Origin of the sequence: Marinobacter sp. UBA2498, from assembly GCF_002341575.1 — a bacterium.
Classification (GTDB): Bacteria; Pseudomonadota; Gammaproteobacteria; order Pseudomonadales; family Oleiphilaceae; genus Marinobacter; species Marinobacter manganoxydans.
The window spans coordinates 1-13,764 of sequence record NZ_DDOI01000070.1 but is presented as its reverse complement, the minus strand read 5'-3'; the positions used below and the strand labels follow the sequence as shown (position 1 = coordinate 13,764).

The 13,764-nt window shown below is 57.2% G+C and carries 13 protein-coding genes and 1 pseudogene; 5 read left to right on the top strand and 9 right to left on the bottom strand.

The window, feature by feature from the left end:
• The 6 genes and pseudogenes from B2W52_RS10050 to B2W52_RS10025 form a co-directional block, all read right to left on the bottom strand.
• A pseudogene (locus B2W52_RS10050) lies at positions 1-400 on the bottom strand (catalase-peroxidase); the annotation flags it as partial.
• A gap of 363 nt (positions 401-763) precedes the next feature.
• The gene (locus B2W52_RS10045; protein ID WP_008172004.1) at positions 764-982 is read right to left on the bottom strand and encodes a DUF2835 domain-containing protein; all 219 of its coding nucleotides are present in this window, start codon (positions 980-982) and stop codon (positions 764-766) included.
• Positions 983-988: 6 nt separating this feature from the next.
• The gene (gene htpG / locus B2W52_RS10040; protein WP_008172006.1) at positions 989-2,881 is read right to left on the bottom strand and encodes a molecular chaperone HtpG; all 1,893 of its coding nucleotides are present in this window, start codon (positions 2,879-2,881) and stop codon (positions 989-991) included.
• A gap of 248 nt (positions 2,882-3,129) precedes the next feature.
• Complete coding sequence (locus B2W52_RS10035; RefSeq protein ID WP_008172009.1) at positions 3,130-3,564, bottom strand: PaaI family thioesterase; 435 nt, start codon at positions 3,562-3,564, stop codon at positions 3,130-3,132.
• Positions 3,561-4,031, bottom strand: a complete 471-nt coding sequence (locus B2W52_RS10030; RefSeq protein ID WP_008172010.1) for a PaaI family thioesterase — start codon at positions 4,029-4,031, stop codon at positions 3,561-3,563. Before B2W52_RS10030 ends, B2W52_RS10035 begins: the two co-directional genes overlap by 4 nt.
• An 18-nt stretch (positions 4,032-4,049) precedes the next feature.
• Positions 4,050-4,790, bottom strand: a complete 741-nt coding sequence (locus B2W52_RS10025) for a DUF599 domain-containing protein (RefSeq protein WP_008172012.1) — start codon at positions 4,788-4,790, stop codon at positions 4,050-4,052.
• Positions 4,791-4,988: 198 nt separating this feature from the next.
• Here B2W52_RS10025 and B2W52_RS10020 point away from each other — a divergent pair, with 198 nt between their 5' ends.
• From B2W52_RS10020 to B2W52_RS10005, 4 genes are all read left to right on the top strand, one after another.
• Positions 4,989-6,266, top strand: coding sequence for a M48 family metalloprotease (locus B2W52_RS10020; protein WP_104271489.1), 1,278 nt, complete (start codon positions 4,989-4,991; stop codon positions 6,264-6,266).
• Positions 6,267-6,439: 173 nt separating this feature from the next.
• Positions 6,440-6,985 carry a hypothetical protein gene (locus B2W52_RS10015; RefSeq protein WP_008172020.1) on the top strand — a complete coding sequence of 182 codons (546 nt, stop codon included), beginning with the start codon at positions 6,440-6,442 and terminating at the stop codon, positions 6,983-6,985.
• On the top strand, positions 6,985-8,172 hold the full coding sequence (locus B2W52_RS10010; protein ID WP_053114964.1) for an iron-containing alcohol dehydrogenase: 1,188 nt from the start codon (positions 6,985-6,987) through the stop codon (positions 8,170-8,172). The genes B2W52_RS10015 and B2W52_RS10010 overlap by 1 nt, the downstream gene beginning before the upstream one ends.
• 168 nt (positions 8,173-8,340) lie before the next feature.
• A complete protein-coding gene (locus tag B2W52_RS10005; RefSeq protein WP_053114963.1) occupies positions 8,341-9,123 on the top strand; it encodes a substrate-binding periplasmic protein in 783 nt (260 codons plus the stop codon).
• 12 nt (positions 9,124-9,135) lie between these two features.
• Here B2W52_RS10005 and B2W52_RS10000 read toward each other — a convergent pair whose 3' ends face one another.
• Together B2W52_RS10000 and B2W52_RS09995 are read right to left on the bottom strand one after the other, a co-directional pair.
• Positions 9,136-11,622 (bottom strand): ABC transporter permease, encoded by a 2,487-nt coding sequence (locus B2W52_RS10000; protein WP_053114962.1) that lies wholly within the window; start codon positions 11,620-11,622, stop codon positions 9,136-9,138.
• Positions 11,622-12,341, bottom strand: a complete 720-nt coding sequence (locus B2W52_RS09995) for an ABC transporter ATP-binding protein (RefSeq protein ID WP_008172027.1) — start codon at positions 12,339-12,341, stop codon at positions 11,622-11,624. Before B2W52_RS09995 ends, B2W52_RS10000 begins: the two co-directional genes overlap by 1 nt.
• Positions 12,342-12,403: 62 nt before the next feature.
• Here B2W52_RS09995 and B2W52_RS09990 point away from each other — a divergent pair, with 62 nt between their 5' ends.
• Positions 12,404-13,033 (top strand): arylesterase, encoded by a 630-nt coding sequence (locus B2W52_RS09990; protein WP_008172029.1) that lies wholly within the window; start codon positions 12,404-12,406, stop codon positions 13,031-13,033.
• A gap of 7 nt (positions 13,034-13,040) precedes the next feature.
• Here the strand turns inward: B2W52_RS09990 and B2W52_RS09985 are convergent.
• A partial coding sequence (locus B2W52_RS09985; RefSeq protein WP_286802823.1) for a YheT family hydrolase occupies positions 13,041-13,764 on the bottom strand: 724 nt, incomplete at its 5' end.

Here is a 13,764-nt window from a genome sequence, read left to right as displayed (position 1 = left end):
CCTTGTCGAGGTTGCCGTTGTCGGGCCAGGAGTTCAGCGGAGCGAACCGCTGGTTACCGGTGCCGGCACCACCACGACCGTCGGCCAGGCGATAGGTTCCAGCGGCGTGCCACGCCAGTCGAATCATCAGGCCGCCGTAATGCCCCCAATCGGCAGGCCACCATTCCTGACTGTTGGTCATCAGCTCGTGCATGTCTTTTTCGAGGGCTTCGTGATCAAGCTTTTTCACTTCTTCCCGGTAGTCGAAGTCTTCACCGAGAGGATTGGTTTTGCGGTCGTGCTGATGAAGGATGTCGAGATTGAGGTTCTCAGGCCACCAGCCAGCTACGTCGGCTTTTTCCTGAGTGTTTGAACCGTGCATTACGGGACACTTTCCGCCCGCACTGTTGTTGTCTGTCATTTTTCTCTCCTCATTGGGGTTGGCAAAACGACACTGCTTTGATTCAGGCACTTCTAACTATAGGACACACCCAATAATCTGCTCTGAGTATTTCTTATGTCCCGGATAGCGTGCGCCTATAGGATTTCCCGCAATATTTGCGGGTTCTCTGCCTTACTGGGCACAAGCGTAATCACTTGAATATCTCGCCAGAATGTCTAAAAAGTCCGGCCATGCGATTGAACGACTGAGTGACATTACATTGGACATGGATCTGCTCCTGCCTAACGAGAACAACTCCACCGTAGCGCGGGACCGATGGCGAAATACAATTAATTAAAAATAAATTTGTGAGAGTTTTTATTTATGAATGGAGCTCTGATGTCAGAGCCGTTCAATGGATGAAAACTTGCCGGCGTCGTCAAAGACGATGCGGAAACTGCCGCGAATGCCATCGCGAAGATAAAAACGGGAGAGGATACGGGCCGGGAATCGGACAGAGCGTCCGTCCCGGGCCGTGGTGTGAACATCCGTGGCAACGCCCTGATAGAGCTTGATCCACTCATCAGGGCTGATGCTGATATCCACAATAATCTGCTGCATCGGCGATCAGTTCGCCAGTTCAAGCAGCAGGCGGTTCAGACGGGTGACATAGGCACCGGGGTCCGGGAGTTGCTCTCCGCTGGCCAGGGTGGCCTGGTCCAGGATAACCGCTGAGAGCTCATTGAACCGCTCTTCGCCCTTCTCGCTTTCGAGTCGCTGGACCAGCGGATGATCAACATTGATCTCGAAGATCGGTTTGCTGTCCGGTACTTTCTGGCCGGCAGCTTCCATGATCTTCTTCATCTGGGCGCCCATATCGAAATCGCCCACCACCAGACAGGCCGGTGAATCGGTCAGGCGGTTGGTTACACGCACCTCCTGCACCCGGTCGCTCAGGGCATTCTTGATGCGCTCCAGCAGGTCCTTGTGCTCTTCAGCCGCCTCTTCCTTGTGTTTCTTGTCTTCCTCGGTCTCGACCTCGCCCAGATCCAGGTCGCCACGGGCAACATCCTGCAACTGCTTGCCGTCGTATTCGCTGAGGTAACCCATCATCCACTCGTCGATGCGATCTGTAAGGATCAGCACCTCAATGCCCTTTTTGCGGAAGACTTCCAGATGCGGGCTGCTCTTGGCCGCAGTGAAGTTGTCGGCAGTGATGTAATAAAGCTTCTTCTGCCCTTCCTTCATCCGGCTGATGTAGTCATCCAGCGACACGTTCTGTGTGCTTTCACCGGTGTGGGTAGAGGCGAAGCGCAGCAGGCCGGCAATTTTCTCGCGGTTGCTGAAATCTTCCGCCGGGCCTTCTTTCAATACCGTGCCAAACTCGCCCCAGAACTTCTGATACTGCTCGGGATCCTTCTTGGCCAGCTTGGACAGCATATCCAGGACCCGCTTGGTGAGCGCGGTGCGGATGCTTTCCACGGTGCTGTCGTTCTGCAGGATCTCACGTGACACATTGAGGGACAGATCGTTGGAATCAATCACACCCTTGGCAAAACGCAGGTACAGCGGCAGGAACTGTTCGGCGTCGTCCATGATGAACACGCGCTGCACGTAAAGTTTCAGGCCACGGGGCGCTTCACGGTTGTACAGATCAAACGGTGCACGGGCCGGGATATACAGCAGGCTGGTGTAATCCAGCTTGCCTTCCACCTTGTTGTGGGACCAGGTGAGCGGGTCTTCAAAATCGTGGGCGATGTGCTTGTAGAACTCCTTGTACTCCTCGTCCTTGATCTCGGTACGGGGGAGTGTCCATAGCGCTGTCGCATCGTTAACGGTTTCGTACTCGTCCTTCTTCTCACCTTCGTCGGATTCAGCCTTCATGACAACCGGGAAGGAAATATGATCCGAGTACTTCTTCACCAGACTGCGCAGCTTCCAGCCGTTGGCGAATTCCTTGGCGTCTGGCTTCAGATGCAGGACGATCTGGGTGCCGCGGTTATCCAGATTGACCTGCTCGATGGAAAACTCACCGTCGCCCTTGGATTCCCAATGCACACCCTCTTCTGCAGGCGCACCCGCACGACGAGTGAATACATCCACCTTGTCGGCCACAATAAACGCCGAATAGAACCCAACACCGAACTGACCGATCAGCTTGCTGTCCTTCTTCTCATCGCCGGACAACTGCTGGAGGAATTCAGCCGTACCGGAACGGGCAATGGTGCCAAGATTCTGGATAACATCGTCACGGGTCATACCGATACCGTTGTCGGTGAGCGTGACGGTATTCGCCTCTTCGTCAAAATCCAGGCGAATCTTCAGCTCAGGATCGCTTTCATACAGGCTGTCGTCCTTCAGCGCTGCGAAACGCAGTTTGTCTTCGGCATCTGAAGCGTTGGAAATCAGCTCACGAAGGAAGATTTCCTTGTTGGAATACAACGAGTGAATCATCAGGTGAAGCAGTTGCTTCACTTCGGTCTGGAATCCAAGCGTTTCTTTATTGGCTTCAACCGTCATGGCGTTTTAGTCTCCTGAAACGAATAAACAGGCACGGCGTTGTGCCCGAGTTACCTCATAGTTTTGAGAGTGAGCGCGGAGGCCGTTCCGAAACCGTGCGGAGCCATGGATGGCGGAGCCGAGCGTACATGGACGTATTCACAGCGTGTTTCGGAACGGCCTCCGTGCTCGCTCCTGCACAAAAATCTCAGTCTGAGCAAAAAGTGGGGGCACACCGGGGCATTTCAAGCCCCGGAGTATAGGCAAGATCAGTCTTCGAGGAGGAAGTGCGCCCTGGCAGTCGCAATGGGTTGCGAGCGGGATTTCTGCCAGGCGCTGACCATCACGTTGGCAACGCGGTTGCCCTGGCGGGTCAGACGGCATTCGGCGTAGGTTTCCCGGTTGAGGCCGGCGCGGAGATAATCCAGGGAAAAATCGACGATACGGGGCATGCGCAGACTTTCCTGGGACATGATCAGGTAGATGTTGGCGGACATCTCCATGAAGCCACCGATCACGCCCCCGTGGATGGCCGGCAGGATGGGATTACCCAGGTTGGAGTCTTTGCAGGGCAGACGGAAAATCAGGTCGTCTCCAAACTGCTCACACTGAAGACCAATCCAGGTGGCATAGGGAATGCTGCTGAGCATGCGGCTGAAGTCACCGGTCTCCTGGGTGTAACGCAGGATTTCAGGATCGGTCATTCTTCACCCCCGGTAATCAGGTCCCGGTAATGTTTCGGGCTGGCATCCTTCCCGATACGCATGAAGGTGGCCACGCAGTTGGCGATGGTTTCACCGCCTTCCTGGAACGCCTCACAGCGGGTAAAAATAATGTTCCGGGTTACCCGGTAGGTTTCAGCCCGGGCATAAACCGGCTTGCGGGGCTGGGCCGGGCGCATGTAGTCCACGCGCAGGTCCAGCGTCGGGCAGAGTTCAAAATCTTCCAGGGCACAAAGGATCACGCACCCTGACGTGGTATCCATCAGTGTGGTGATGGCCCCACCGTGAATCACCCCGGTGTCCGGGTTACCGATAATGCGGTCACTGTAGGGCAGGCACAGTGTCAGGCTGCCTTTTGTGGCCTCGGTAACCGACAGACCAAGCTCGTTGGCCTGGTTGAGGGTGGCTATAAAACGGCTAACCCGTTTCCGTCGGATATCATCGTTCATTCAGATTCAACCTGTGGATCAGCTTTTAGGTTTTGGGCTGTTTTCCGCCTTGCCGGGCAGCGGCTCCTCGAAGACCTTCCCTGCCCTCAATGCTTCCAGTGCCGTCGAACAGAACTCGCGTCGATAGAGAACGACAACAACCAGCGTGGACGCCGCCATGAAGACAATCGGGTGAATAAACCAGCCTACCACGGCAAGTGCGTAATAGTAGGACCGCAGCCCAAGGTTAAAGGCATCGCCGGCAAGATTGCAGATGTTGCCGGCACTTCGTGCAAACGCCTCCCTGCCAGCGGGGCTGGTTTTGGTGTCGTCTGGCGGAGGGGCACTGCCCACCATCACCGACACAAAGTTGTACATCCGCATGGACCAGGTGAATTTGAAAAAGGCGTAGATAAAGACCACCAACAGCACCACCATGCGAAGTTCCCAGATTTCCCGGGTCGGCAATGTGCCGAAGGGCATGGTACTGAATACTTCCATGACTTCCTGGGTGTAGCCGAGGGCGGTGATAATACCCGCGAGAATCAGCAGGCAGCTGGAGGCGAAAAACGCACCGTTGCGCTCCAGGTTTCCGACCACAGACGCATCGGCAATCCGGTTTTCCCGCCGCAACATGACGCGCATCCAGTCCTCCCGGTAAAGGTCGAGGGTGTTGGACAGGCAGGGACGGTCCGCGGCACGGCGTTTCGAGTATTCGGTATAACCCAGCCAGCAGACGAGGAACCAGAGCAAAGCGATCAGTTCGAGTAAATTACTCATGGGTTGCCTTGGGTGCGAAGTTGGTGAAACAGAGCGGGAACAGACGCTTATGATACGCCAAGGGCCTGCTCGTCACCACCGCCGGGCAGGTTGCGGTAATCCACTGATGGCCGATCATGTGCTATAAACTGCCCATTCAGGAAGCGGGCAACTGTTTTGAACGAACCCGACATCGCATCATCCAAAAAGGAGCTTACTGTGAACCTGTCTGCCATCAAAAACAGCCTGGTAGCCATTGCGCTGGCACTGACACTCAGCGGCTGCTCGGTCAATCCGGTTACCGGGGAAAATCAGCTTTCGCTGATCGGTGAAAGCCAGGAGCTCGCCATGGGCGCCGAGCAGTACGTGCCCACCCAGCAAACCCAGGGCGGTCGGTTTTATGTGGACCCGGAGCTGACGCTCTATGTGAGCGAGGTTGGCCAGAAAATGGCCAGGGTCAGTGACAGACCGGACCTGCCCTACGAATTCGTGGTTCTGAACAGCAGTGTGCCCAATGCCTGGGCCCTTCCCGGAGGCAAGATCGCCATTAACCGTGGCCTGCTGACAGAGCTTGACGACGAGGCTCAACTTGCCTCGGTTCTGGGGCACGAGATTGTTCATGCGGCAGCCCGGCACAGTGTTCAGCGCATGCAGCAGGGAATGCTGATTAGCGCCGGCGTTGCCGGACTTGGTTTTGCCCTGTCTGACAACGAATGGGCCGGTCTGATCATGGGTGGTGCTGCCCTTGGGGCGCAACTTGCGCTGGCGCAATACAGCCAGGGCGATGAACTCGAATCCGACCACTACGGCATTATCTACATGAAAGAAGCCGGCTATGACCCACAGGCGGCGGTAGAGCTTCAGGAGCTGTTTCTGAAACTATCCGAAGGGCGTCAGTCCAGTTTCATTGATGGCCTGTTCGCAACCCACCCGCCCTCAGCGAGACGCGTGCAGGAGAACCGCGAATTGGTGCAGAAGGTTGGCGCGGGCGGCTACCGCGGTGAGGACGTCTATGAACGCAAGATGGCCAAACTCCGTTCGCTGCAACCGGCTTACGATGCCCATGACAAGGCCATGGAGCTGGCCTCCAAAGGCGAGATGAAGCCCGCGCTGGACAAGATCAACGAAGCCATCCGTCTGCTGCCACGGGAAGCCATGTTCTATGCCCTTCGCGGCCGCATTTATCAGGACCAGAAGGAAACAGAGAAGGCCGCGGCCGACTTTGAAAAGGCGGTGGAGCTCTACCCCGAGATGTTCAAGTATCGCCTTTACAATGGCCTGAATGCTCTGAGGCTCAACAATCTGGACAAGGCCAGGGAGAATCTGACCAAAGCCAATGAAACCGTCCCCACTTCCATTGCCTTCCTTCGACTGGGCGATGTTGCGGTAAAACAGAATAACCGGAATGAAGCCATTGCCTATTACAGCAAGGCCGCCGAAGCCGGTGGGGACGTAGCTGAAGAGGCCAAACGTAAACTGGCGGCACTCACGCAATAATTGCCGCCGGAATCGTAGACTTTAGAAGGCCGGTGTCCCGAGGGATTCCGGCCTTTTTATTGCCCGGGATCAAGATTGCCGGTCTGACGCACATCTTCTGTCATCGCCTCCATTGACTTTTAGAGCAATAACTCTAAAAATCAGATGACATCAACAACGATTGGATGACGGACATGCTAGCGAAACGTATCCAGCCCATGGTCTTCCAGGCGCGCCGACTGTACGTGGAACTGATGTTCCAGGTGATGGGGCGAGCCCTGCAGGCTGTGAGCGAGGTGGACGAGAAGGTTCAGAACGAAGCCCGGGCACTACCTGACGGTTTCCTGTTTGAGATGATGGTGATGCCGGATGGCTCAAAGCTGATCGTCGAGCATACCGGCCAGGGGCGTTTCCGTTACCACGGTGACAAGGCCCCACGGCCGATCGACCTGTCGATTCAGTTCAAGCACATCGCCCACGCTTTCCTGGTGCTGTCTTTCCAGGAAAAAACATCAGTGGCTTTCGCCAATGACCGCATGCTGGTGGATGGCGACATCAGCTATGCCGTGCGGATGACGCGGGTACTGAACCGGCTTGAGTCCTTCATCCTGCCGAAAATGGTCGCCGAGCGCGCCGTGAAGGAATACCCGGCCGACCTCCACCTGCCGGAAAAGCTGATCAGCGCCGCGCGCATTTACCTGAAAGTTGCCACCAATTTCGTTGAGACAGTGAGAGCGTGATGACCAATAAATACTATGAGTTCTTCTGCCCGGTAAAAGTCATTGCCGGCAAGGCCGCCCTTGAACACATCCCTTACGAGCTGACCGGAATGGCTGCCAAACGGCCAATGATCGTAACCGACAAGGGCGTGCGGGCTGCGGGCCTCCTGGAACCCGTGATCGCAGCTTGCGAGGAAAGCGGGCTGGAAATAACCACCATCTATGATGACGTTCCGCCTGACTCCTCGACCACGGTGGTACGCGATATCGCCGGCATCTATCGTCAGGAAAAGTGCGACTCCATCATCGCCGTGGGCGGCGGTTCGGCGATCGATACCGGCAAGGCCGTCAACATCCTGGTTTCCGAGGGTGGTGACGATATCGCCAAGTACAGCGGTGCCGGTGTGCTCAAGCATCCGCTCAAGCCCTTCTTCGTGGTGCCGACAACAGCCGGGACCGGTTCGGAAGTTACATCGGTTGCGGTCATCACCGATGAAGCCAAGGGCGTCAAGCTGCCCTTCACGTCGTCGTTCCTGCTGCCAAACGCGGCCATCATTGACCCGCGCATGACCCTCACCCTGCCGCCGCACATTACTGCCGCCACAGCCATGGACGCCATGACCCACGCAACCGAAGCGTTCACCTGCATGGCGAAAAACCCATTGAGTGACGCCTACGCGACCGCGGCTATCAAGAAAATCAGCCAGTCACTCCTTCAGGTCATGGACAACCCGAAAGACAGCGACGGACGACTGGAGCTGGCGCAAGCCTCGACCATGGCCGGCATCGCCTTCTCCAACTCCATGGTGGGTCTGGTGCATGCCCTGGGGCACGCCACCGGCGCCGTCTGCCACCTGCCCCACGGCCTCTGCATGAGTCTTTACCTGCCCTACGCCCTGGAGTACAACCTTGAAACCATCCGGGAACCCCTGGGTGAACTTTTACTGTATCTCGAGGGCCCCAAAGTCTTTGCAGCAACACCGGCAAGCCGACGGGCAGAGGCCAGTATTTCCGCGATCCGGAAGTTGCGGGATGCTTTGTACAAGCGCTGCCAGCTGCCCCGGACACTCAAGGAAACCGGTAAGGTAACCGAGGCACAGCTGGACCACATCGCTGAAATGGCGTTGGATGATGGTTCCATAATGTTTAATCCGAAGGAAGTAACGCTGGAGGATGCCCGCTCGGTTCTGCGCCGCGCCTGGGCGTGACTGTTTCGCCGGGGGCCCTGCCTGGCCCCCGGCGTTTGCCTTGTGTGAAGATAGACTTCACATCATTGAAATTGATCAAGCAAGAGAGGAGAATTAGCCAATTCTGGCAGGGATGATAGCCGGGTTCATTATCCACCTACAGTACTGTTCCGTAGAGAGCCCCACCACATGCAAAACCGATATCCCCGCCCTGTTAATGCCACTCTTGGCGTCCTTCTTCTTGTACTGACTGCACTTTCCTCGCCAGTTTTTGCCTCACAGGATGCCTCTGGCGAACAAAAGGTTTTCCGCTTCAATATTTCCCCCAATGGTTACCCACCCTATCTCATCGGTGACCAGAGCCAACCATCAGGAATCATGTGGGATGTGGTGTCCGAGGTAGCCCAGAGGCTTGGATACCGGGTAATCGCTGAGCAAATCCCCCGTAAACGTGTAGATCAGATGCTGCTTGATGGATACATCGATGCCACACCAAGGGCTCAAGAGTGGGCGGACGACCCGGAGAAATTCCTGTTTACCGATGCGATAGTCGACATCGAGGAAGTGTTTTTTGTACCAGCACAATCCAGCTTTTACTACGAGAGCCCGGACGATCTGATCTCCAAAACCATTGTCACCCACCTCGGCTACCGTTATCCGCTGCTTGAGCCCTACTTCGAGGAAGGTCGGATTCGCCGCTTTGATGTTGCCAGAGACAAGGACATGTTCACCTTTGTACTGCACGGTGACCGTTTCGACGCCGCGGTCGCCGACCGGCTCGTCGGAAAGTGGATTCTCAGAAACGAGGGTCTGCGGCAGCATTTCGACATCAGCAGCGAAGGCATCAGCAATTACGGGTTCCGACTGATGCTGCGTAAAGACTGGCAGCCCTTTGCCAGCCAGTTCAACGAAGAACTGGCGAAGATGAAGGCGAATGGCGAGCTGGATGCCATTCTCGCCAACTACCGCTGAAGCCGCCCGGTGCTACTCAAGGCGTCGCAACAACAGCATCGGCGATACACTCAACACCGGCCGTAGCTGCCAGCGGCCGAACAGGGCAAGAACAACGGCGCTTACGATTGGAATCGGCAGCACCACGTGCCAGTGCCACTGGAACGTGCCCTCGAACATCCTGAATTGAAGCGCCCAGACTGCCGCTTCGGCGGCAACCACTCCAAGCACACCCGCAAAACCACCCAGCAACGCAAATTCGAGCATGGTGCTGCGAACCAGCAACCTCTGGCGCCCGCCAAGTGTTCGCAGCAGCGCGCCTTCCCGCTGTCGATCCTGAAGCGTCGCACTGACGACTGCAGCCATCACCACCAGCGCGGCGGCAAGGATCAACGCCAGAATGGCTTCAATCGCCTGGGTTACCTGACGGACGATCTCCTGGATCCGCTCGATCACATGATCAATTTCCAGAACGGAAACCGTCGGGAACTGCCGGGAAAATTCGTTCAGGGCATCTTTCTTGTCCTTGGGCAGGTAAAAACTGGTAATCCAGGTCGCGGGCATCTCGGTGAGCCCGCCCTCCGGCGGGAACGCCATGTAGAAATTGGGCTTCATGCTGTCCCACTGGACCGTCCGAATACTGGTGACGGCTTCTGTCACCTTTTCCGAGCCAATGGTGAACGTCAGTTCGTCGCCCAGTGACAGTCCCAGCTTTCCGGCCAGCTCCGCTTCCACCGAGACACCTTCCTTCTGGTTTTCACCAAACCAGGCGCCCTCGACTATCTCGTTGTCGTCCGGCAAGGCCGACATCCAGGTCAGGTTCAGTTCACGGTTGAGAGCATTAACATTCTCATCCTTGCTGACCGTTTCCTTGACTGGCTGACCATTGAGTTCGGTCAAGCGTCCTCGAACCATCGGGTAAAGTTTGTCCAGTGGCTGGCCACGCTCCTGCCAGAACGAATCGACGTCCTCGACCGCTTCCGGTGCAATATTGATCAGGAAATGATTGGGCGCGTCATCCGGCAACTGGGCCTGCCAGTCTGTCAACAAAGAGGTACGCACCAATATCAGCGTGGCCGCCAGCATCAACGTCATCGCAAATACGGCAATCTGGGAAAGACTGGCCCGGCGATGCCGGTACAGCCCCACCAGGGCCAAACGCCAGGCGTTACCACCGCCGCGAACCTTGCGCAGTGTTGCAACCAACAGCCAACCCACCAGGCCAAGTGCCCCGAGCAGCAACGCAAGCCCCCCCAGAAGGGAAACCACCAGGGCAAGTTCGCCCGCATACATCCACACAAGCCCGAAAACCGCCACAATGGCAATTATCATATCCGGCAGGGCCTCGCGCCCGGTTTCACCGGGCTGGCTGCGCAGTACACGCATCGCCGGAACATTGCGAAGCCTGCGAACGGGAGGATAGGCAAACGCAAACAGAGAGACCAGTGCCGTCAGCAAGGCGGGCACCAATGCAGACGGATCGAGCTGAAATTCCACCGGGCGCTCAAGCACCTGGCTCAGCATGTGAATCAGCAACCAGTACAGCGGCATCGCGACCAGCAGTCCGCCCACGATCCCGGTGACACCCCAGAGCGCGAGGCGCTTGAGGTACAGACCGCCAATACCCGCACCGCTGAGCCCCAGCGTTTTCAGAAGTGCCACGGTATCGCGCTGGGAAAGGGCATACTGACGACTCGCCACAGCCACGGCCACGGCGGCAAGCAGGACTGCAAGACTGCCACCCAACAGCAGGAATCGCTCGGCTCGCTCGAGTGAGCGCGAGAAGGTCTCGCCATCCCGGACACCCGCCCATTCATGACTGGGTTCGAGTCTGGGTTCCAACCATTGGTAGTACGATTCCAGCGCAGCTTCATCACCGGCAAACAGGTAGACGTATTCAACCCGGCTGCCCTCCTGGATGACCCCGGTGGCGGCCACATCATCCACATGCATCATCACGCGGGGGGCCAGTGCCGACAGCCGGAAACCGCCGTCCGGCTCCCGGATGAGCAGGCCGGACACGGTAAGATTCAGATTACCAACTTCAAGCGACTCGCCGACTTCGAGATCCAGCAGCCTGAGCAAGCGCGGGTTGATCCAGACCTCTCCTGGCCCGGGCCCCTGATTTACCAGCTCCCGGGTACCTGTCGGGTTCCGCTGGATTTCGATATCGCCACGAAGCGGATATTCATTGCTCACGGCCTTGACTGACACCAGCTGGAAATTCTCGTCACCGAACACCATGGTGGAGAATTCCACCATTCGACCGGTTTTCAGGCCCTGATCGGCGGCTTCCTGAAGCCAGGCGTCCGGAATCGGTCGGCCATTCTCTGCCTCAAGCTGGCGATCCGCTGCCAGGAACGAGCTGGCTGAAGAAACCAGGGTGCGTTGAAGCTGACTGGCAAACAGGGCAATGGTGGCGACAGTGGCAACGGCGATGATGAGAGCGGCCAGAACGACGCGAACATCCCGTTCCCGCCAGTCCCGGCGAACCGACATGAGTTTTTTTGCAGCAGCCATCAGTGCGCCATCTCCTGGGCTGCTTCCGGTTCGCTCAGAACGCCGGCTTCAATATGGAACTGCCGATTGCAGCGAGCCGCCAGGTGTTCATCGTGGGTTACCATCACCAGCGTTGTGCCCTGCTCCCGGTTCAACGCCATCAAGAGATCAGACACTGCCTGACCGGTGCGGTTATCCAGGTTACCCGTCGGCTCGTCAGCGAACAGGATCAGCGGCTCAGACGCAAATGCCCGCGCGATGGCAACCCGCTGCTGCTCACCACCGGAGAGCTGTCTGGGTGTGTGGGTCAGCCGTTCGCCAAGCCCAACCCGTTCCAGTAGCTCACGGGCCCTCTTCTCCGGCGACGCCATGCCGGCAAGTTCCAGCGGCAACATAACGTTCTCGAGCGCGGTTAGCGCCGGCAAAAGCTGGAAAGACTGGAATACAAAACCAACCCGGTGTGCGCGGAGTTTTGCCCGCTCATCCTCGCTGAGCTTGCTGATCACCGAGCCGTCCAGCTCCACCGTCCCCTCGCTGGGCGTATCAAGACCCGCCAGCAAACCCAACAGAGTGGTTTTACCAGAACCGGAGCGCCCGACAATGGCTACGGATTCTCCCCGATTGATTTCGAGAGTGACCCCTTGCAAGATCGTGAGCGTATCGGTTTCAACACTGACGCGGTGGGTGAGGTTATCTACCCGTAACATTGGGCTCTGGCTATCCGGGTTAACATTGGTCATCTGATTCACGGAATCTCCCGATCCTGGGTCTCGAAAACGGCTTAAAGGTGTATTGGTTGTCTATGCATACGGCATTGGTGTACGTCAGATCAATTCTTTTTCTCGTGTTTGCCGTGCTGGCGCTGCCGGCAGTGGCCAGTCAAAACACGCTGCTCATCGTAGGTGACAGCCTCAGTGCGGCCTATGGAGTGCCCTCCGAAACTGCCTGGGTGCAGTTGCTGAGAAACCGGCTCGAGAGCAAAGGGTTGAGCGACTGGGAAGTGGTCAATGCCAGCATCAGCGGAGAAACCACGGATGGCGGTGCCCGCCGGCTGCCTGATCTCCTTGAGGAGAACGAGCCCGACGTCGTGGTCATTGAATTGGGTGGCAATGATGGCCTTCGCGGCTTCCCCCCCAACGTAATCGAATCCAATCTCGCCTCCATGATCGAAAAGGTGCAGACCTCGGGTGCTCGCGCCGTACTGGTGGGCATGCAGATACCGCCCAACTACGGACAGCGCTACACAGAGATGTTTGCCGAAATCTATCCGAAGCTGTCTGACCGATACGACACCGCGTTGGTTCCCTTTTTCCTCGACGGCATCTACAACCAGGCCGGGTTGATGCAGGACGACGGGATTCACCCGACCGAGGAAGCCCAGGGCAAACTGCTGGAGAATGTCTGGCCGGTGCTCAAACCGATCCTGCAATAAAGATGGTTCAGGTCAATCCCTGGAGGAATGCCAGCGCACGGCGCTCTGACCAATAAAAGCCATCTTTCGAATGCTCGACAAACCCGACGTGGCCGCCCCAACGAGGAGCTTCGAGGCGCACATGAGCGCCCAGCTCCCGCCGGGATTCCGGAAAACAGCGCGCCGACAGAAATGGGTCGTCAGCGGCATTCACCATCAGCGCCGGCACGCGGATATCTCGCATTCGCCCCAATGCTGAACACTGGGCCCAGTAATCCCGGGCATTGCGGAAACCGTGCAGAGGCGCGGTGTAGCGGTCATCAAACTCATGAAAGCTGCGAATGGCATCAAACCCCGAAATATCAATCAGGTCCGGAAACCTCTCCGCCTTTTCCTCCATTTTTACCTTCAGATCCCGGAGAAAGCGCTGCATGTAGATCTTCCTGCTGGGCAACGCCAGCATATCTGCGCTGCCGGCCAGGTCGCAGGGAACCGAATAGGCAACGGCTCCGCAGATCCGGCTATCAACACGCTCGCCCTGTTCGCCCAGATAAAGCAGCGTCAAATTGCCCCCCATGCTGAACCCGGAAAGAAACAGGGTGTCGTAAGCACCTGACAACCCGTGGTTGACCACCAGGCCGAGATCCTCGGTGGCGCCGCTGTGATAGAACCTCGGTTGCCGATTCATAACCCCGCCACAAGAGCGGAAGTTCCAGTCAAGAACATCCCAGCCTTCCCGAAGCAGGGCGCGA